A 19,937-nucleotide genomic window follows, 5' to 3' on the forward strand; every position below is an offset into this window, starting at 1 on the left:
ATTCTCACTCCTGGCCGTTTGGGGTTGCGGCTCCTTGGAAGATGAGAATTCTTTCAGCGGTGGCGAGACCGGCGTCGAGACCCATGCCGTCATCTCCACGGCTCTGCTGCCGGTTTCATCAACCCCTCGTACAGCACGCCATCGACCCACTTCTTCGCGAGCGCGGTGAACAAGGGGTATCGCGTGATTGGCCTCACGCACCGTGCCACGCCGAACATCCGGACGAGCTGTGATGGAGTCAGCGCGGGAGCGGACTGCTTCGTGCAGACACGCCGGACCTTCATCACCGGTGTCTTCCAGGAAGGCGCCCTCGAGTCGTTGAGGGGGAAAATGAACTACTACGATGGTATCGAGGCCCGCCTCATCCGGGTGTTGGTCTTCCTGCGCGATACCCAGGACACCTCGGGCGGATGGGGTTCCTATCTCTCACCCTCGAACTGCAACGGGACCAGGAACGCCACGGCTCCCTGCTCCATCGTCTGGGAAAAGCTCATCGTCGCGGGGCACTCGCAGGGCGCCGGCCATGCGGCCGTCATCGCCCGGGACCACACCGTCGATACCGTGGTGATGTTGGCGGGACCCACCGACCATCGTGGCAAAACGATCTTTCCCAGCTACACGCTCTCCGGCGGGCTCGCCACCCCCGCTGGCGGAGGGAACTACCGGGGGCTCGTCCATACCGACGAAGAGTTCTACACCGCCGCCACCACGCACTGGGGTCCGGACCGGCTGAATGCCGGCTCTCATGGTCATACGACCTCGAACACCACGGAGAACTGCTACAGCGCGACCCGGCCGAACGTGCCCGCGCACAGCTGCGTCGTCACGAATGACATGTTCTACGGCATCTGGGAGAGCTTCTGGCCCTGGCCTCCAGGGCTCCCCGTTGCGTTCCGACGGGGCGCCCCGAAGCCATGTCTGTCTATTGCGAGGCCTTGTCCCCGAACGTGTGAGGGCGGACCCGCATGATGCCCTTGCCGTTGTGGAGGTAGAGCCCGTCCGGGCCCGAGGTCAGACCGTAGAGGGCATCGCCCCGGGTGCCGCCTCGCAGCAGGACGCGCTCCTCGGTATCGCACTTCATCTCCGGGCAGGCGCGCAGCTCCGCCCCCGTCCAGATCTGCTCTCCCTGCTCGTTCGGCGTGAACGTCTCCTTCAGGAAGTAGAGCCCGTGCTCGTCCACCGCGATACGGGTGGAGACCTCGTTGCCGATGCGTGCCTCCGACAGCAGCAGCTCAATCGGGGTGGCGACATCGTTCCACCTGCGCCGGAACACGGAGAAGAGCTCGGCCTCCAGGCCGGGAGCCTGCCCGCGTGACGTCCAGTACAGGAAGTCCCCATGCACGAGGAGCGTGTCGATGCCGTCCCGGTTGTAGGCCTGCTCCACCGGTCCCGTGGTGGGGCACCCCGTCAGCGGGCAACTCCAGATGCGCTGTCCCGCGCGCCAGAACAGCATCCCGTTCGACACCCCCATGCTCGTGGAGGCCCTGGCCAGATGCTCGCCGACCTTCACCTCTTCGTCCTTCAGGTAGCGGTGCGGCGCCGCCTCTCCACCGGCGACCAGCACCTCCAACTCATTCCGGCCGGGCACCTGCCGCAGGATGGAACCGGCCGGTGCATTCCCGATCGTCCCGGCGCTGGCGACGAGCACGTCATCTCCCACGAGGAGGACGTGGGGGAACCCCCCGCTGGTCTGGAACACGAGTGCATCCGGAGCCTTTCCGCACCCGTTGGTCCCCGGGTCACACCACCGCAGTCGCAAGGTGCCGGGCGCATCTGCTTTCGTCCCCGGTATGAGGACCAGGCTCTGCATCCCGCGCAGTCCCACGGGTTCGAGCCAGCTCGGCTCTTCCTCGACGTGGGGAACGGTCCACTTGTACAGGGGGATGGACCACTGGCAGTAGGGCCGCATGCAGATCCTGGGTTCTTGATGGACGACGGTCGAGCCCCACAGGAACGCTTCCTCGCTTCGGAAGAACGAGAAGTAGTCAGCGTAGAGCGGTCCCTCGCCCTGTTCGAAGGACACGAGCTGATCCACCTGGCAGTCCGGCTCCTGGCAGAACCCGGGGGGCTCCTCGGGCGGAGGCTTCACCACCAGGCACTTCGTCCCCATCATTCCCTTCGGGACGCAGACCTGTGCCTCCTCGCAGCAGGTCCAGCCCTCGTCGCAGGGGCAGGGGCGGTCGTCCTCCAGGATGAGGGTCACACACGCGGAGGTCGTGACGAGCACGGCCAACAGTGATGCTCGGAAGAGTGAGAGATGTTTTTTCATATCCCCTCAACGAGAGGGGGCCCTCGGTTGGACGAATCAAAATGCTCCCGCGATGCCGAGCACCGCACCCTCCGGCCCCACCGCCAGTTGAGGCAGCGTCTCCGTTTCGGGCCAGAGGAGCAGGAGGGCTCCACCCAGCGCGACCGCGCCGCCCGCCGTGGCGAGCACGGCTCCCGCGGTGTTGAGCGAGCGGATGCGCGCGTTGCGCAGGGCCACCTCTCGCTGCGGCATGTCATCCGTGACGCCCTCCCGCGTGTGGCGGGCCACCAGGACCGTGGCCAGGCTGGAGCCCAGCGCCGCGCCACCGGCGGCCAGGCCCGTCCATCCCAGCTTCGCGCGCGGCGAGAGCTCTCGCGAACCCACCAGCTCGGGCGCCAGGGGCTGGGGGTAGACGTACCCGGCCACGACTCGCTCATCGAAGGGGAGGGTGAAGATGTGCTCGAAGGAGGCGTGCGCCGCGCCGCGCGAGGCCACGCGCGCCGGCTCGGAGGCGAGCTCCGCCACTCGCACCACGTCCGGGATGGGCGGCAGCGGGTACTCCTGCTCTTCCTCGCCCATCTTCCGCAGGAACGTGGGCCCACGCGGCGGGGGCCGCAGCAGGTTCAGCGGCTGGCCGGGCGCGTTGTGGAACTCCGCGAGCCGCACCCCGTTGACGTCCTCGAGGATGTAGTGCGCACCGGAGGCTCCGTCCACCTCCAGGCGGCGCTGGAGACCGGGGCGCAGGTCCACCAGCAACTCGGAGCCACGAGGGGGCCGCGCGTGAACCTGGGGCCGGAAGCGCTCGTTGGGGATGGCCGAGTTCGCGCGCTCCACGAAGGCGGCGATCTCCCGGTAGCTCACCTGGCCATCGCCGTCCGCATCCGCGGCTCCGAACAGGCCCGAGCGCACCTCGTGATGGAAGACTCCCGCCTGGTAGGCCTCCCACTCGTGGCTCTCGCGTGCCGAGGAGGTGGAGAGCAGCAGCCCGACGTTGTCGTCCTGGGCGAGCCCCTGGGTCTCACTGAATCCCTTCGCGAGCGCACGGCGCTGCCCACCCGGCCCCCGGCTGTAGGCGAGGAAATAGGAATGGCAGGCGTCCACGATGAGGTGCACCCGGTCCGCGGCGAGCCGTCCCACCACCTCCCGCGCCAGCGCGTGGCCCGTGAGCGTCCCGTCTTCCAGGCTGAGGTAGCCCTCTCCATTGCGCACGTTGCCATGGCCCGCGTAGACGACGTAGGCCACTGCCTCCACGCCGCGCTCGCGCGCCAGGGCGATGTCCTTCGCGAGCGCGCCGACGGCCTGGGTGAGCGCGTCACGATGGGGGTCCACCGCCTCGGCGGCCGCCTGCGGGTGGAGCCGCCGCGTGTTCTCGTCCAGGCGGGACAGCAGGTACGTGCGCGCACCGAGCAGGCGGAACAAGTCGAGGTAGCGCGCCGCGTCGTCGTCCGCGTAGCGCAGCGTGGGCAGGTTCGCCTCGTGGCTCCGGTTGACGCCGATGATGAGGGCGAACACGGCCGTTCGCGGGCCCTCCGCGCGAGGTGCGGGCTCCCCGGCCGCGGCGGCCGTGACGGTGAGGAGCGCACACAGGAAGAGCAGGGGTCTCATGGGGTTACCTGAAGCTCGAGTGTGGTGTGCAGCGCCCCCTCGGGCAGCGCGGTGGTGACCTCTCGTGACCCCGCGGCCCCGAGCCGCTCCTCCATCTGCCGGACCGTGAGCGGCACGTCGAGGAAGATGGCGTGCACGGACAGGTGGCCCGGCGCGAGGGGGTGGGAGATGGCTTCCGGGAGCTCATGCAGCTCGTCGCCAGGGGAGATGGGGAGCGCGGTGGGATCTTCCTCCGGGACCGTCCAGCTCGGAAAGTACCAGTGCACGCGCCCGGCCGAGTCCACGCCGAACACCATCAGGAAGCGCTTCGCCTCGGGGTTTCGATAGCCGAACGCCAGCTCCTGCTCGGGCCGTACCCTGTCACCCACCGGCGCCACGCTCCCGTCCCGCCCCACGGCATACACCACGAGGAGCGCGGGCTCCGCCACGGCTTCTCCTCCCCGGGGCGTGAAGGCCGCGTCTTCCCGTACTCCCGGCACTCGCACCAGGAGGAGTGCCACACACGCGGCGGCCAGCACGGTGAGCGCGGGCAGCCAGGGGGTGGAGGGGGTTGTCGCCGCGCTTGAGGAGAACCCGAGTCCGCGCGCCAGCCGCTCCCGTGCCTTCGGGGCCCGAGGATCCAGACGGGCTAGCAGCTCGAGGCGTGTATAGCGGTCCCGGCACGTGGCGCAGCCGGTGACGTGTGCGCGCATCTGGCGCTCGTCCTCGGGGGAGATGCTCGCCGCGAAGTGACGGTCCACCAGCGGGGTCATGTCGCAGGCCGCACCCATCAGCGCACCTCCGGGGAGAGTAGGAACTTCTTCAACAGGTGGCGCACACGCAGCTCCTGGTAGGCCAGGGTGGTGCGGTGCATGTTCAGGGACTCGGCCGCTTCTCTCTGGCTGAGCTGGCGGATGAAGCGGGCCTCGAAGACGGGGGCCCACTTGGGTGGGAGTCGCTCCCGGCGGAAGCGTTCCAGCAGGGACTCGGCGTCGAGCGCGGGCTCCAGGGGCTCCGTGGCCGTGTCCTCCTGCTCGCTGGCGAAGCGCGCCAGGGCCTCCTGCTCGCGCTGGTGCCGGCGCAACACGTCCAGGGCCTGGTTGCGCGCGAGCGTGTTCAGCCAGGCGGGCAGGGACCCTCCCTGGAAGGAGCGCCTCACCTCTTCGCTCGAGAGCAGCCGCAGGAAGAGGTCGTGGATGACCGTCTCGGCATCCACGGCGGGGAGGAGCCGCGAAACCAGCCGCAGGACCCCCTCGAAGTGCTCCTGGTAGCACGCCTGCAGGACCTCGGCGTCTCCGGCATGGAAACGGTCCAGCCACGACGGTCCGGCCTCTCGCGGGGCTGTATCCGGGGTCGACGAAGCCATCTTGAAGAAGCGCGGGGTCTCGACCGCGCGGTGTGCGGAAGCCATCCGCTGCTGAACGTCCGCGGCCGGCCCGCTGGACGAATATTTCTTGGGGGGGGGTCCTACCATGCCCTCCCCCTGGCGCGGTGTCCTTGAACCGTCTGCTCGAAGGCTGAGAATTTTTTTCAGCAACTTCTCGGTGCTCGATTCGAAAATCCGGATGTCTCCTTCGAGCGGAGTTCCCGTGAGCCAGTCCTATACGATCCGCAGTGGCGATACCCTGGGTGCCGTCGCGCGCCGTTTCAACACCTCCGTGGAGCGCCTCGCGCAGGCCAACCGCATCTCCAACCCGGATCGTATCCTCGCGGGCCAGCAGCTCGTCATCCCCGACGGCTTCGATGCGGCCCCCGCGAGCTCCAGCGGTGGCTCGCGCGGCTACACCGTCCAGTCGGGGGACACGCTCAGTGGCATCGCCGGGCGTTTCGGGACCACCGTGAGTGCGCTCGCGTCCGCCAACGGCATCTCCAACCCCAACCGCATCTTCGCGGGCCAGCGCCTCACCATTCCTGGCGGAGCTCCGGCGCAGGCGCCCAGCGCGCCTCCTGCCAGCGGTGGCTCGCGCAGCTACACCGTCCAGTCGGGAGACACGCTCAGTGGCATCGCCGGACGTTTCGGCACCACCGTGAGTGCGCTCGCGTCCGCCAACGGCATCTCCAACCCCAACCGCATCTTCGCGGGTCAGCGCCTCACCATTCCTGGAGGCGGCGGTGGCGGTCCCGTGTCCGGTCCTGGCCCCGTCACTGGCCCGGGCAACGAGCCGGGCACCTCTGGCGGCGTGTCGCTCCAGCAACTCCGGGCCATCATGCCCAACCTCTCCGTGGATCGGGCGCAGCAGCTCCTGCCGCACCTCAACTCCGCCATGAGGGAGGCGAACATCAACACGCCCCGCCGTCAGGCGGCCTTCCTCGCCCAGCTCGCGCACGAGAGCGCGCAGTTCCGCTACTTCGAGGAGATTGCCTCCGGCGCGGCCTATGAGGGCCGCAGGGACCTGGGCAACACCCAGCCGGGTGACGGCGTGCGGTTCAAGGGCCGTGGGCCGATCCAGCTCACGGGTCGCTCCAACTACCGCGCGGCGGGCCAGGCGCTCGGCATCGACCTGGAGAACAACCCCCACCGCGCCGCTGATCCGGACGTGGGCTTCCGCACCGCCGCGTGGTTCTGGAACAGCCGCAACCTCAACGCCTATGCGGATGCGGGCAACTTCGACGCCATCACCTACCGGGTGAACGGCGGCTACAACGGCAAGGCGAGCCGTGACGCCTACTACCAGCGTGCGCTGAGCGTGCTGGGCGCCTGATCGCCTGTTCCGGAAGGAGCCAACGCGAACGGGCCATGTCTGGAGCGAGCGGGCCGTAGCCAGAGCGGAAACCAGCAGAGCTTCCGCGGCGGGCTTCCGGCGGCGGATTCGATCCCGCCGCCTTGAGTCAAACCCACTCCTAACGAGGAGGCGTGGATCGCCTCAGGGGACCAAATCGGTTCTTGTCGGACCAGATTTGGACCAAATCGCAAGTCGAGCGGCTCGCGGAGCCGGAGCTCCTCGTCGCGCTCGAAGAAGTAGCCCGGGGGCGCACGGACGGGGGGCCCCGATCAGGACTCCTGTGTGCGCGCCGCGACATCCCGCACGGTGTGCATCGCGGCGTCCACCTCGGCGAGGATGCGGCGCGCGTGCTGGAGGAAGGCCTCGCCGGCCGGCAACAGGCGCATGCCGCTCGGCGTGCGCTCGAACAGGCGGGTGCCGAGCTCGTCCTCGAGCGCGAGGATGTGGCGGCTGAGGGGCGGCTGGGTGAGGTGGAGCCGGCGCGCGGCGCGCCCCACGTTGCGCTCCTCGGCCACGGCGATGAAGGACTGGATGTGCGTGAGACTCACGCCGTGGAGATTAACGCACGCCCCGGCGCCCGTGCACGGGCCGCCCCCAGGCGGTGTTCACCGGGAGGCCGGACGTCATACCGAAACAGCATTGGACGCTCCGGACGCACGGGTGCCACCTTGCCGTGTATGGGAATTCCACTGCTGAAGGGCACCGAGGTCGAGCGGCTGCGTCTGGCGGGGCAGGCGGCGGCGGGGACACTGGCGTACGTCGCGGCGCGGCTGGCACCGGGAATCACGACGGCGGACATCGACGCGTGGGTGCGGGAGGACACGGCGAGGCGCGGGGGCACGCCGAGCCAGCTGGGCTACCACGGCTTTCCCGCGGCGGTGTGCACCAGCCGCAACCACGTGGTCTGCCACGGCATCCCCCGCGCGGACGAGCGGCTCGCGCCAGGAGACATCATCAACGTGGACGTGACCACGTGCCTGGAGGGGTTCCACGGGGACACGTCGGCCACGTTCCTCATCGGCGAGGTGTCCCAGGAGGCGCGGCACGTGGTGGACGTGGCACGCCGGTGCCGGGACGCGGGCGTGGCGGTGGTGCGTCACGGCGCGAAGCTGGGAGACATCGGCGCGGTCATCGAGGAGCTGGCGCGGGCCGAGGGGTGCAGCGTGGTGGAGGAGTTCGGAGGGCACGGCATCGGACGCTTCATGCACCAGGAGCCCCATGTGTCCCACGTGGGGCGGCGGGGCACGGGCATCACCCTGCGCGCGGGCATGGTCCTCACCATCGAGCCCATGGTGAACCTCGGGCGCCCCGGCATCCGGATATTGCCGGACAAGTGGACGGTGGTGACGGCGGACGGGAGCCTCTCCGCCCAGTTCGAGCACACCGTTCTCGTCACCCGGGAGGGCTGCGAGGTGCTCACCGCGCTGGGCTGAACGGCGGCTCCGAGGATATGCCTGCCAGGGCGGGAGATCGCGGCCATGAAACGCGGACTCGCCTCGGGGCCGGTCGTACGCGTGACGCCGGCCCTGTTCAACACGTCCGAGGAGCTGGATCGGCTCGTCACCGCCATCCATGCCGAGCGAGGCATGTTCGGTTGAACGGGGCTGTCAGGAGAAAAGTGCTGCTCTTCGAGCCGCATGCGCCCGTGCTGGCCGCGTGGCTCGATTCCTCGCTGGGAGAGTATTGAGGCACGGCGACCGCCTGCCGTGGTTGGCCAACATGTTTTCCGTCCCTGGCGTATCCTGGGCTGCCCCCTCAGCCGTGGGGCCTTGCCGAAGAGCGCCACCGCGACGAGCCCGTCGCGGACGCGGACGGCTGAAACCCAGGAGACCTACATGCGCGCCACTGCCACCCCGACCCTCTTCACGCTGGAGAGCCAACCCGCCTGGGGTCGCGCGGCCCTGTTGGACGATAAGGACGGCAAGCTCGTCCTCTTCTTCGAGCACGGGGGGCGGCGCGTCTTCATCAAGTCCCAGGTGAAGGGGCTCCAGGCCGTCGAGCTGTGGGATGACGAGGCCCGGACGGTGGAGGCCCGGCTGCGTGGGAAGCACCCGCACGGCGGCGCGGCGAAGAAACCCGCCAAGGCCAAGGTGGCGCGCCCGCTCGTCGCCGCCTTCCCATCCTTCGAGGCTCAGGTGCGCTGGTTCGAGACCTTCTTCCCCGGCGGCTTCGCGGGGGAGAAGTTCGTTTCCGAGGAGCGAGGAGCGCCCGAGGCCAAGGGCAAGAAGGGGTACAAGACCGCCGCCATCAAGCTCGCCCAGGAGCGGCTCTCGCCCGAGCGGCTGGCGAGCGCCACGCCGGAGGAGACCTTCGAGGTCTCCAAGAAGCTGCTGGGCCTCACCAACCTCGTCTTCCCCTTGGAGGGCCCCATCCCCTTCACCTCCATGAAGGAGGAGGACCGGGCCGCGTTCGTGGCGGCACTGGGCGAGCTGCTGCACGGCGAGGGCGCGCACGGGCCGCGCTTCGAGAAGTTCGCGAGCTCGGTCCGTATCTGGGACGCGGCGGGCCAGGGCCGCAAGGTCACCTGGCCCCTGGCCACGCTGCTGCAGGCGCTGTACGCCCCCGCGCAGCATACCTTCGTGAAGCCCACCGTCTTCGAGCAGCAGGCGCTCCTCTTGAACCTCACGGCTGACAAGCACGCGCCCGTCACCAGCACCGCCTACGAGCGCTGCCTGGAGGTGGCGCGGAAGACGTCGGAGCGGCTGGTCGCTGCGGGGCACCTGCCTCGCGACCTGATGGATGTCTACTCGTTCATCTGGCGCTCTCACAAGGAGCAGCCCGCCGCGTAGTCCATCGGTCGCGAGGAGGGGCGGAGTGAGCCTCCGGCGTGGAGATATTCTGGTCCCCGACGGGATTCGAGCCCGTGGAGGAGTCCCCTACCCGACCTTCTCGCGGTGTTGGCTGCATCACCGGGGCAGGCGCACGCGAGGCGGCCTTGAGCAGCCCACCGGGAGCCTCACGCCACCCGGTGCTGCTCCTCCGAGAGGTAGAAGATGGCGGAGCGGTACTGCGTGCCCACGTCATTGCCCTGCCGATTGAGCGTCGTCGGATCGTGCATGCGGAAGAACCACTTCTCCAGCAGCGTCTCGTACGTCAGCACCTTCGGGTCGAAGACAACGCGCACGGCCTCCGCGTGCCCCGTCTTCCCCGTGCTCACGTCGCCATAGGTTGCCTGGGGCAGGAGCAGGAACAACGGATCAGCCGCCATGGTCATGGTGGACTCCTGAGTGGCTGTTGAACTGGGCGGGCTTATCACTTCAGCAGCTCGTTGAATGATTCTGATGCTGTACGGGAGCGTAGGGTAGATCTCCTCCAGCACTCGCGCCCGCTCCGGGAAGTTCCTCTCGGAGCAGAGTGCCGTCCTCGCCGGGTTGGAGCTTCAGCGCGGTGGGCAGCAGCACCTCCTGCCCGGGGTAGACGGGGCCTCCGCGGCTGGTGTGGTGTTGTGAGCGCCAGGCCGCAGTTGCCCAGTATCGGCGCGCCCGACGCCGACCACTCACATATAAGGCTCCTCGTTTCCCCGAAAACGTCGTCACAACGAGGAGTTCCGCTCATGTGGTTGCTCAGCAAGAGAAGAATGGCAGGACTGGCGGTCGTTGGACTGCTCGCCGGTTGCAAGAGCACCGTGCCCCCCCCGGTCGACGAGCCCGATGTCCCGGGGGGGGGAGAGCCCACCGAGGTGGATCCCACCCAATTCGTCAACCCCTTCATCGGCACCCAGAACTTCGGCAATACCTTTCCCGGCGCGAGTGCGCCCTTCGGGATGGTGCAGGTCAGCCCTGACACGGGCGGGCAGGGTGGATACGACTACCAGCAGGATTCCATCTACGGGTTCAGCCAGACGCACCTGTCCGGTGTCGGCTGCGGCGTCATGGGTGAATTGCCAATCATGCCCACGACTGGCGCTGTCGACACCGTTGACATCAATGGCTACAAGTCGCAGTACTCGCATGACGACGAGGAGGCCACGCCCGGGTACTACCGCGTCGGCCTCTCCCGCTACGGCATCAAGGCCGAGCTCACGGCCACCGAGCGGACCGGTTGGCAGCGATTCACCTTCCCGGCCACGGCCGCCGCGAATGTCCTGTTCAACACCGGGAAGGCCAACCAGGCGGTTCAGGACTCGGAGATCCACGTCGTCGGGGACCGGACCCTCGAGGGCCGGATCAAGGCCGGCGGCTTCTGCGCCGGGCGTGACCAACACACGGTGTACTTCACGGCCACGTTCGATCGGCCCTTCGCGTCCCACGGCACCTGGCGCGGCTCCACCCCGACACCCGGTTCGCGGGACGCGGCCGGTCCAGGGGGCAACGGGGCCTGGGTGACGTTCGACACGACCACGGACCGTGACGTCACGGTGAAGGTCGGGCTGTCCTATACCGGGCTCGACGGCGCCAGACAGAATCTCGCGAAGGAGACGGGCGACTCCTTCGACTTCGATGCCACGCGGACCCGGCTGCATGACACGTGGGTCGACACGCTCAGGTCGATCAAGATCAGCGGAGGTTCCCGCGACCGGCAGGTCGCCTTCTACAGCGCGCTGTACCATGCGCACTTGCACCCGAACCTGGCCGGCGACGTGGACGGCCGGTACGTCGGTTTCGACAACCAGGTGCACGCCGCGAGCGGCTACACGCCGTACCAGAACTTCTCGTTGTGGGACACGTACCGCCCCCAGAACCAGTTGCTGGAGCTGCTCCAACCCCAGGTCGCCCGGGACGTCGCGCTGTCGATCATCGCCATTGGCCGGGAGGGTGGCTGGCTGCCACGCTGGGCGCTCGCCAACAGCGAGACCAACATCATGACCGGGGATCCGGTCACGCCGTTCCTCGTCGAGGCCTGGGCCCGGGGGCTCCTCGAGGGCCATGAACAAGAGGCCTACGCGCTGCTGCGCAAGAACGCGCTCGGCACTCCGCCCTCGGATTCGCCATACAACGGTCGCTCGGGCGTCGAGTACTACAACACCCGCGGATACCTCCCGTCCGGTCTGCGCCTGGGCGTCGACTGCGCGCACAAGGGCGGTGACAACGACTGCGTGCACCCGGCGTCGGCGACGCTCGAATACTCGGCGGCCGACGCGGCGCTCGCGTTGATGGCGCGGGGGCTCGGGCACGAGGACGATGCACGGATGTTCGCCGAGCGCGGGCAGTGGTACCGCAACCTGTGGGACTCCTCCATCGGCCAGTTCCGTCCGCGCACGGCCGACGGCACGTGGATGACGCCGTACGACCCGGTGGCGGCCTCCCACCAGTTCCACGAGGGAGGGGCCTACCAATATCAGTGGCTGGTGCCACAGGATCCCGCCGGGCTGATCGCGCTCATGGGCGGAGAGCGCGCGACCGAGCAGCGGTTGGATGCATTCTTCGCCTACGACAAGCTGCTCGCCGATCCCGCGGGAACCGCCCGCGGTGACTGGATCACCCAGCCCTACGACTACTACGGCAAGCCCACGTACAACCCGAACAACGAGCCCGATCTGCTCGCGCCCTACATGTACCTGTGGGCGGGAGCACCCGCGAAGACGGCCACGGTCGTGCGCGCGGCGATGACGTTGTTCACCACGGGGCCGGACGGCATGACCGGCAACGACGACCTGGGCACGATGTCGGCGTGGTACGTGTTCTCCTCGCTCGGGCTGTACCCGACGATGAGTGGCGCGAACTTCCTCGCCCTGTCCAGCCCCCAGTTCGAGTCCGCCGTGGTCCGCATCGGGCACTTCGGCACCCGCCAGGGCGGCACGCTGAACATCACGGCGCCCGGCGCCAGCGACACCCAACGGTACATCCAGCGCGTGACGCTCGACGGACGGGATGTCCCAAGGACCTACCTGGACTGGAACGAGCTCGTGCGGGGCGGCACCCTGGCACATACGCTCGGCGGCGAGCCCTCGAGCTGGGGAACCGCGAGCGACGCGAGGCCACCGTCGGTCAATCAGGCCGAGCGGGACTCCCGCCGTCACGTCGACGCGTCCGTGCGGCCTTCCTCGGCTGTCATCGCGGCGAGCAACGCGGCCCAGACGGTCGAGCTGACCCTGGACGTGCTCGGCCAGGCGCCTCTCGAGTTGGACATCTCCGTGACGCCGGCCGTACCCGCGGGCTGGTCCGCCACGGCGCCATCATTCCGGCTGTCGTCACAGGGTCTGCCCGTGCAGTGGACGGGGCCACTCGCCATCACCGTGCCCGCGAACACTTCGTCGGGCGTGTATCCGCTCCAGGTTTCCGTCTCGGCGGATGGCGCGAACACCCTGACCCGAAACGTGACCATCGAGGTCCGGCCGGCGGGAACCTGCCTGCCCGAGATTCCCGAGCAATGCGCCGTGGATCTGACGCACGACCGCAACCATGACGGCACCGCGACGGTCACCCAATCGCGAGAGGGCAACTTCGACGGCCTGGGCTGGAGTTACGACGGAAGCCTGCTCCCCGTGGCCGGACCCATCACCTGGTCGGGTGTGACGTATTCGGCGCCCGATCCGAGCGGGAGCGCGAACAACTTCGTGGAGGCTCGCGGTCAGGCAATCCTTCTTCCGGAGGGCAATTATAAGACGCTTCACCTGATATCCGTGTCGCACAACGGTCCCGTGACGACGACGATCACCGTCCGGTATTCGGATGGCAGCCAGACGGACATCCCGGTCACGGCGGGGGACTGGGCGGGAAGCACGCCGTCGGGCACCACCGTGCCGCTCGACATGCCTCATCGGATCAAGGCCGGGAGCGGCGTGGACGGGCCACCGGTGCGATTGTTCGGCCAGTCACTCGCACTCGACCCGGCGAAGCAGGTGCACTCCTTGACCCTGCCGAACGACGCGCGGTTCGAGGTGTACGCGATCTCGCTCAGCGAATCCAAGTGAAGAGCCACGCACCCCACCGGGTGCCGTCAGGTACGTCAGTGTCGGGTCGCGATCTGCGGTCGCCTGCGGGAGCGGAGCGCGTTCAGCAGCGGCAACAGCGCGATGAACAGCCTCGTGAATCGGGGAAACCGGCTCACCTGGAAGACGTAGCCGTCGGGATCGGCGAAGAAGAGCGTCGGGACGCGCCGGTCGATGTCGACGCGGCGCAGGAACGTCGCTCCGCAGGCCACGAGGTGCTCCTGCACCGCCTCGAGCCGCGTCCCCGGGGAGACGATGAACCCGAAATGGTCGATGCCCCCCTGTTCTCCCGGGTGCCCCAGCGTCCGCTCGGTCTCTCCAGACTCCGGCTCGCTGCTCAGCGAGATCTGATCCTCGAGATTCGGGGACACGAGCGGAACGAACGTTCCGCCGCTCTTGGCCGGTCCGAAGCGGCGCATCCCGAACGCTCGCTCGTAGAACCGGGCCGACCGCTCGACGTCCCTCACCCTCAACGCGATGTGCCGCATGCCGAGAAACCGCATGGCGTGACCTCCTGCTTACTGACTCGCGGTCATTATAAATGACTCGAAGTCAGTAGGCAATCGCTCGCACGCGGGCCCGGAGGACGGAAGCGCGCGGCGATCCTTCCTTGCTCGAAGGGGTGTATCGCGGTGTGATTCGCGGTGTGATTGAGGCCAGGCATGGGATCTGACTCGAAGCGAGAGCGCGTGCCGCCCCCAAGGAAAGCCCGTCGACGTCGCCTCGCCTCCTCCGAGCGCCGGAGCGAGCTGCTCGATGCCGCGTATGAGCTGCTCAAGACGCGAGGAGAGGTGGGGCTGCGCGTCGAGGACATCACCCGCGCCGCCGGCGCCGCGAAGGGCACCTTCTACCTGTACTTCGAGTCCGTCGACGCGCTGCTCCTCGCGCTGCGGGAGCGCGTCGTTCAGGAGTACGCCGCCGCGGCCGCCACCCGCCTCGGTGAGCTCCGCGTCGGACTCGACTGGTGGGCCTGGATGGAGAAGGAGGTCGGCGCCTTCATCGACTTCCAGGTCGAGCTCGGGCCGCTCCACCGCGCGCTCTTTCACGGGCCGGTCTCCCTGCGTCCGAGCCCGGAGGGGCTCTCGGCCGAGGTCCTCGTCGCCGGCATGCTGCATCAGGGCGCCGCGCTCGGCGCAATCTCGGTGGAGGACGTCGAGACCACGGCATCGCTCGTGTTCCACCTCATTCACGGAAGCGCGGACAGCGTCGCCGATGGAGCCGACCGCCAGCGGGTCATCGCCGCCACGTGTCAGCTTCTTCGCGAGGGTCTCCGTGTGACGCGCGAGCGCTGACGCGGCATGAACGCTCCGCTCCGGAATACACTCCTGCATGCGCCCCCGCCGAGTGCGACGCACCCGCGCGGTGGCAGCCCTGATCCTCATTTGAGCTCACGGCGGCCGACCCGGGCACCCGGTGCCTGCCTCCACATGTCCAGAAACGCGCTGACCCGCTCGTGCTGCAGGTCCGCGACGGATGGGCCTCCTTCGCTTATTTGGACTCGACCCGTCCGAGCGGCCTGGCTACGCCCGTCAGCGCGTTTTGCGCTTCCTGCCAGGCGGAGTCTCCGGGGTAGAGCGCGGTGCGGAGGTAGGCCCAGGTGAGAAGCTGAACGGCAGCCACTCGCTCGGGGTTCTCGTCCGTGGTCTCGGCGACGTCATATCCCGAGACTCCGCCCAGCCCGTGCCCTGCGTCGAACAGGGTGAGCAGGGACTTGGGGCTTGGGGAGAGGAAGTATGGATCGGCGTGCCAGTCGGCGCCTGCGACCGTCAGGTGGGGAGAGTCGTCCTTGTCGCCGGCGACCACGAGCGCGGGCGTCGTCATCCTGGAGTAGTCGATGGTCGAGAAGAAGGAGTAGTTCTCGGCTGCGAACTTGCTGAGGGCGTCGCCTCTGCCGGGCGCGGCGAGCAGCACGCCCGCCTTGATCCGGGGTTCGGCGAGGTTCACTTCCGTTCCGTCGTGGGGATCCGTGTGCCGCGCGCCAAGCAGCAGGCTCGCGGTGTGCCCGCCCATCGAGTGCCCGACGACGGCCACCTTGCTTCGGTCCAAGCGCCCGGCGAGCTCAGTGACGGCGCGCTCGATCGCGTCGAGTTGGTCGAGGATGCGCTTCATGTCCTCGGCCCGCGCGCGCCAGTACAGAGGCGCATCGGGATCATTGGAGTCGAGGGTGAGCGTCTTTGAGTCGAGATGGGTGGGCTGGATGACGACGAAGCCGTGTGCCGCGAAGTAGTTGGCGAGTGGGGCGTAGCCGTTCAATGAGGAGAGGTGGTTGGAGCGGCCGTGGCCGTGCGAGAGCAGGATGATGGGCAGTTCGCTTCCGGTCACGGGCGCGGAGACTCGCACCTGGAGATCGACGGCGCGGCCGGGAGCTGGCAGCACGACTGGGCTGACCGAGAGGACCGGTGTGGGTGCGCTGGGGGTGTTGGCCGCGGAAGTCGGTTCGCTCATGATTCTGATTTCCTTTCGTGGGCTCGGCCCCGTGAAAACGCCCGGAGACGAGAGCGCGAACTTTGCTGCGCGGCGCGATCCGTGAATTGGAAGGACCGGACATTTTCATCGTTCCCTCCGCGCCGGCTTGAACGGCCGCAGTGGCCGCGCGAGGATACGAGGGTGCCGCGCACGATGGACTCTGCCGCCTTGACGTTCTCACTTTCCCGCTTCGTCGAGGACGTTCGCGGTCTCGTGCCAGTCGCTGGACGCGCAAGTCACGAACGGCTGCCCGACGGAAGAACGATCCTTGTCTTTCGAGTGTTCGAGGAGGGTCGGAAAGGGGATGTGGCCGTCGCTGGCCCGCGAACGCAGGCGCTGTTCAAGAACGCAACCGGCGTCGCGCGGGCGGTCATGCTTCAGTTCAAGCCAGGCTGGTCGGCGCAGCTCCTGGGCGTGGCCGCGAGCGCGCTGACGGACCGGATCGTCCCGCTGGAAGACATCTGGGGCCGTTCGGGCGGCGACCTCTGCCTCGAGCTCCTTGCGGCGCGAAGCCTGCCGGAGATGCTCGACCGACTCTCCCACGCGATCGCCCTTCGTGCCCACCAGACATTCGACCCGGCCTCGGCACGGCTCGCTCGCCGCGCGGTGCGCTTGTTCGAAGGAGACGAGGTTCGGGTGGAGAGCGTGGCGGAGCGGCTTGGCGTCACGGCGCGGCATCTTCGCCGCGCCTTCACGGAGAGCGTCGGCATCGGGCCGAAGGATTTCGCGCGGGCCGTTCGCCTGCAGCGTGCCGTGGGGATGGCGGCGACCTCGAAGGACTGGGGACGCATCGCCGCGGACGCGGGCTATTACGACCAGGCGCACCTCATTGCCGACTTCCGGGAGCTCGTCGGGCTCACACCGGGCGCCTTCGTGAAGCGTGCGGGCGATCGGGGCGTTCGGTTCGGCTCCGGCGAGGCGGAGGCCGATCTCCACGACACCACGGAGCGACTCGGCCCCACCTTCATGCGTTCTTCCTCGGGTTCGCCGTCACCTCCCGGGCGGTGTCCATGAAGGCCCGGAAGGAGGGGGAGACCTGGGCGCGGCTCGGGAAGTAGAGGAAGAACCCGGGCACCGTGTTGCAACCGTGCACGCTCGCGGGCAGAAGGCGCGCGGCGGTCTCCTGGTGTCTTCGCACCAGGCCGCCGTTCGCTGGAGGCGAAATGTCCGGTCGTACGTGGAGCATGGTTGCCGCGATGTGGCTCGCGGCGTGTAGCACGCAGGTGTCCTCTCCCCAGGAGGAGGAGGAGAGCGCGGAAGAGGCGGTCTCGAGAGAGGAGTGGGGTGGAGAACTGGAGGTCCTCGTGGTGGACTCTCCGTCGCTCGGGGAGTCGCGCCTGGAGTATTTCCTCGTCGAGGGGCACCAGCGTCGCCCGGTGGTCTTCAGTCAGGGGGCACCGGAGGGGCTCCGCAGTGGCCTGAAGCTGAAGCTGCGCGGGCGGCGGGTGGGTGACCGACTCGTCGCCGAGGAGGCCGAGGTGGACACGCATGCGGCGGCCCTCCAAGCCGCCGCCGGGACCTGTGGCGTCACAGGAGTGCAACGCAGCCTGGTCATCCTGGCGGCGTTCCCGGGGCCCAGGCCGACCAACACCGTGGAAGGGACGCGGGAGGTCTTCTTTTCCTCCACGCGCCGTTCGCTGGCCGGCTATTGGCACGAGGTGTCCGAGGGCCGCACCACCACCACGGGCGACGTGGTGGGCTGGTACACGCTGGACCGTGCCTATTCCTGTAATGACACCCATGCCATGCGTGAAGCGGCCCTGAGGGCGGCGGACGCGGACGTGGACTTCACCCGGTATGACCGCGTCTTCATCGTCCACCCCATGCCCCAGGAGGGTTGCTCCTACTCGGGCCTGGCCACGCTGTCCTGCGCCTCGCTGTCGACGCCGGACGGCACGGTCCAGGCATCCACCGCATGGCTCGTCGCCGGGTACATGAGCCAGCACGACATGGCCGTGGAGTTGGTGACGCATGAGGCGGGGCATAACCTCTCGCTGAACCACGCGGGCTCGCGCGACTTCGGCGCCGAGCCGCTCGGGTACCTGGGCACCCAGGGCGTCGTCACCGAGTACGGGGACCTCTTTTCCACCATGGGCACCTGGAACCTGGGCCACTACGCGGCGCCGCACAAGGCACGCATCGGCTGGCTGGCGCCGGCCGCCGTGGCCGAGGTGGATGGCGTGGGTGGCACCTTCACGCTCGCGCCCGTGGTGTCGTCCGGCGGGTTGAAGGCCCTCAAGGTGCGCCGGGGTTCCTCGAGCGGCGGTTGGCTGTGGCTGGAATATCGCCAGGCCCTGGGCCCCTATGAGGAGACCCTGGGTCACCAGGTCTTCGGCGGCGCCCTCGTGCACTACGAGGACGAGGCGACGAGGGATGGCTCGCACCTGCTCGACTTCACGCCGGAGACCTCGTCCTGGAGCGACCCGGCCCTGCTGCCGGGAAGGACCTGGGACGACCCGTACAGCAACCTCTCCGTGACGGTGCAATCCGCGACGCCCGCGGGGCTCATGGTGCAGGTCCGGTATGCGCAGAAACCGTGTGTGCGGGCGCCTCCCGGAGTGCGGGTGACGTCCTTCGCGGACACCGCCTGGCCCGGTGGCCGGCCGGAGTTCGAGATCGCCCTCACCAATCAGGACTCGGCGGGTTGTGGCCCGAGCACCTTCCAGCTCGGCGCCATCCTCCCGGAGGGATGGGGCGCCGATCCGCTGCCCGCGCAGCTCACGGTCGCCGCGTCGAGCACGGCGTACGTGACCCTCCAGACGTATGTGCCCTATCGCATGGAGCCAGGGCTCTACACCGCGGGCGTGGCCGTCACCCGCGACGGCTACACGGTGCAGGGGACGAGCACGATGAGGATCGTCGAGCGCTGCGTCCCGTCGGCACCCACGCTCACGCTCTCGCCGAGCACCGTGAAGGCGGCCCCTGGCTCGGCGGTCACCTGGACGGTGAACGTGACCAACAACGACTCCGCGTCGTGCAATTGGGTCTGGTACGACTTCGTGTCCACCCAGCCGGCGGCCTGGGAGACGACCTGGTCCGACTGGGGGGTGAACCTCCCTCCAGGTGGCGCCTTCTCCTTCACGATGACGAAGTCCATCCCGGTGAACGCCTCTGGGCTGCACACCGTGGACCTGCAGATCCATCAGGAGGACTTCGGCCTCGCGGCGAGCGCCAGGGCCACCGTGGAGGTGAGCGAGTAGCCATTCTTCGCACGGACCTCAGCCGACGCGTCGGCCGACGCGTCGGCTCGTGTGCCGATGGTGTGTCGTCCACCTCCTCAGCCCGGATTTTCGCCTCCTTCGCGTCGGTGCGTCCTCGGCATGGCTGTTGCTCGAGGCCTCGGCAGCTGCCCTGGCAGCGTCACCCCGAAGCTTCGAAAGGATGCACCTCATGATGGACAAGCGTCATGCCCCCAAGATCATCCGTCTGACCACGCAGGGGGAGCCCTCGCTCATCATCAGCACCACGGGCACCTACAACTGGATCTGCAGCGATGTCGGTTCTGGCGCCACCCTGGACGTCACGCTCTTCCGCCCGAATCCCGACGATTCGAGCTACTTCATCATCGGCGATTACGCCCAGGGGAACTACGGGAGCCCCACCGGCGCCTCGTTCATCGTGAAGGCCATCAACGATGATCCCAACTCACCGCTGCTCAAGTCGCCGAAGGACTGGAGCGTCGTCTACACGGACGAGGGTAGTGGCGGCGACTACGACTGGTCCATCTGGGCGGCCGTTCCCCACGACGGCTATGTGCCGATCGGGATGGTAGGCCAGCTCGGTTACACCAGGCCCGACATCCAGAACTACCGCTGCATCCGTCGTGACCTGGTCGAGCAGTCGTCAGCGACGACGCAGATCTGGAACGATGAGGACTCCGGTGCCGACGACGACTGCACCATCTGGGCGGTCTCCAACGTGCCGAACGTGTTCGTCGCGCAGGCGAACTACAACGCGTACTCCGGCACGGTCTACAGGCTCAAGGGCGCGGACTGATCCGCTCCGCCGTTCCTTCCTCCATTCCACCTCTCACCTCAGGACGGCG

The 19,937-nt window shown here is 68.3% G+C and carries 17 protein-coding genes and 1 pseudogene; 9 read left to right on the plus strand and 9 right to left on the minus strand.

Features of this window, described 5'->3' with window-relative positions; genetic code table 11:
• Positions 1 to 183 precede the first annotated feature (183 nt).
• Entirely contained in the window at positions 184 to 969 is a 786-nt protein-coding gene (locus JQX13_RS39895; RefSeq protein WP_203404647.1) for a hypothetical protein, read from the plus strand.
• Here JQX13_RS39895 and JQX13_RS39900 read toward each other — a convergent pair.
• From JQX13_RS39900 to JQX13_RS39915, 4 genes are read right to left on the minus strand one after another with little or no spacing between them, the layout of a single operon-like run.
• Positions 923 to 2,269, minus strand: coding sequence for a hypothetical protein (locus tag JQX13_RS39900; RefSeq protein WP_203404648.1), 1,347 nt, complete (start codon positions 2,267 to 2,269; stop codon positions 923 to 925). The two genes, JQX13_RS39895 and JQX13_RS39900, sit on opposite strands and share 47 nt — an antisense overlap.
• Positions 2,270 to 2,305: 36 nt before the next feature.
• Positions 2,306 to 3,853: a caspase family protein gene (locus JQX13_RS39905; protein ID WP_203404649.1), complete on the minus strand. Its 1,548-nt coding sequence runs from the start codon at positions 3,851 to 3,853 to the stop codon at positions 2,306 to 2,308.
• A complete protein-coding gene (locus JQX13_RS39910; protein ID WP_203404650.1) occupies positions 3,850 to 4,623 on the minus strand; it encodes a hypothetical protein in 774 nt (257 codons plus the stop codon). The genes JQX13_RS39905 and JQX13_RS39910 overlap by 4 nt, the downstream gene beginning before the upstream one ends.
• Positions 4,623 to 5,243, minus strand: coding sequence for an RNA polymerase sigma factor (locus JQX13_RS39915; RefSeq protein WP_239014134.1), 621 nt, complete (start codon positions 5,241 to 5,243; stop codon positions 4,623 to 4,625). Before JQX13_RS39915 ends, JQX13_RS39910 begins: the two co-directional genes overlap by 1 nt.
• A 178-nt stretch (positions 5,244 to 5,421) precedes the next feature.
• Here JQX13_RS39915 and JQX13_RS39920 point away from each other — a divergent pair, with 178 nt between their 5' ends.
• Positions 5,422 to 6,534, plus strand: a complete 1,113-nt coding sequence (locus JQX13_RS39920) for a LysM peptidoglycan-binding domain-containing protein (RefSeq protein WP_239014135.1) — start codon at positions 5,422 to 5,424, stop codon at positions 6,532 to 6,534.
• 290 nt (positions 6,535 to 6,824) lie between these two features.
• On the opposite strand, the gene JQX13_RS39925 is transcribed toward JQX13_RS39920, so the two are convergent.
• A complete protein-coding gene (locus JQX13_RS39925) occupies positions 6,825 to 7,103 on the minus strand; it encodes a LysR family transcriptional regulator (RefSeq protein WP_203404652.1) in 279 nt (92 codons plus the stop codon).
• A 129-nt stretch (positions 7,104 to 7,232) separates the two neighbouring features.
• On the opposite strand from JQX13_RS39925, the gene map reads away from it, so the two are divergent.
• Entirely contained in the window at positions 7,233 to 7,988 is a 756-nt protein-coding gene (gene map / locus JQX13_RS39930; RefSeq protein WP_203404653.1) for a type I methionyl aminopeptidase, read from the plus strand.
• Positions 7,989 to 8,390: 402 nt separating this feature from the next.
• Complete coding sequence (locus JQX13_RS39935) at positions 8,391 to 9,344, plus strand: hypothetical protein (protein ID WP_203404654.1); 954 nt, start codon at positions 8,391 to 8,393, stop codon at positions 9,342 to 9,344.
• A 167-nt stretch (positions 9,345 to 9,511) separates the two neighbouring features.
• On the opposite strand, the gene JQX13_RS39940 is transcribed toward JQX13_RS39935, so the two are convergent.
• Positions 9,512 to 9,769, minus strand: coding sequence for a peptide-methionine (S)-S-oxide reductase MsrA (locus JQX13_RS39940; RefSeq protein WP_239014136.1), 258 nt, complete (start codon positions 9,767 to 9,769; stop codon positions 9,512 to 9,514).
• A 363-nt stretch (positions 9,770 to 10,132) separates the two neighbouring features.
• On the opposite strand from JQX13_RS39940, the gene JQX13_RS39945 reads away from it, so the two are divergent.
• Positions 10,133 to 13,408, plus strand: coding sequence for a GH92 family glycosyl hydrolase (locus JQX13_RS39945; protein ID WP_239014137.1), 3,276 nt, complete (start codon positions 10,133 to 10,135; stop codon positions 13,406 to 13,408).
• A gap of 35 nt (positions 13,409 to 13,443) precedes the next feature.
• Here the strand turns inward: JQX13_RS39945 and JQX13_RS39950 are convergent, their stop codons facing one another.
• Positions 13,444 to 13,929: a VOC family protein gene (locus tag JQX13_RS39950; protein ID WP_203404656.1), complete on the minus strand. Its 486-nt coding sequence runs from the start codon at positions 13,927 to 13,929 to the stop codon at positions 13,444 to 13,446.
• A gap of 159 nt (positions 13,930 to 14,088) precedes the next feature.
• On the opposite strand from JQX13_RS39950, the gene JQX13_RS39955 reads away from it, so the two are divergent.
• Positions 14,089 to 14,718 carry a TetR/AcrR family transcriptional regulator gene (locus JQX13_RS39955; protein ID WP_203404657.1) on the plus strand — a complete coding sequence of 210 codons (630 nt, stop codon included), beginning with the start codon at positions 14,089 to 14,091 and terminating at the stop codon, positions 14,716 to 14,718.
• Between the two features lie 196 nt (positions 14,719 to 14,914).
• Here the strand turns inward: JQX13_RS39955 and JQX13_RS39960 are convergent, their stop codons facing one another.
• Positions 14,915 to 15,871 carry an alpha/beta hydrolase family protein gene (locus JQX13_RS39960; RefSeq protein WP_203404658.1) on the minus strand — a complete coding sequence of 319 codons (957 nt, stop codon included), beginning with the start codon at positions 15,869 to 15,871 and terminating at the stop codon, positions 14,915 to 14,917.
• A gap of 162 nt (positions 15,872 to 16,033) precedes the next feature.
• Here JQX13_RS39960 and JQX13_RS39965 point away from each other — a divergent pair, with 162 nt between their 5' ends.
• Positions 16,034 to 16,906, plus strand: a complete 873-nt coding sequence (locus JQX13_RS39965; protein ID WP_203404659.1) for a helix-turn-helix domain-containing protein — start codon at positions 16,034 to 16,036, stop codon at positions 16,904 to 16,906.
• Here the strand turns inward: JQX13_RS39965 and JQX13_RS54775 are convergent.
• Positions 16,857 to 16,967, minus strand: a pseudogene (locus JQX13_RS54775) (LysR family transcriptional regulator); the annotation flags it as partial. The gene JQX13_RS39965 and the pseudogene JQX13_RS54775 overlap by 50 nt on opposite strands.
• A gap of 88 nt (positions 16,968 to 17,055) precedes the next feature.
• On the opposite strand from JQX13_RS54775, the gene JQX13_RS39970 reads away from it, so the two are divergent.
• Both JQX13_RS39970 and JQX13_RS39975 read left to right on the plus strand, forming a co-directional pair.
• A complete protein-coding gene (locus tag JQX13_RS39970; RefSeq protein WP_203404660.1) occupies positions 17,056 to 19,092 on the plus strand; it encodes a hypothetical protein in 2,037 nt (678 codons plus the stop codon).
• A gap of 190 nt (positions 19,093 to 19,282) precedes the next feature.
• Positions 19,283 to 19,888 (plus strand): Vps62-related protein, encoded by a 606-nt coding sequence (locus JQX13_RS39975; RefSeq protein ID WP_203404661.1) that lies wholly within the window; start codon positions 19,283 to 19,285, stop codon positions 19,886 to 19,888.
• Positions 19,889 to 19,937: the final 49 nt, after the last annotated feature.

It is taken from the genome of Archangium violaceum (assembly GCF_016859125.1).
In the GTDB taxonomy this organism is placed as follows: Bacteria; Myxococcota; Myxococcia; order Myxococcales; family Myxococcaceae; genus Archangium; species Archangium violaceum_A.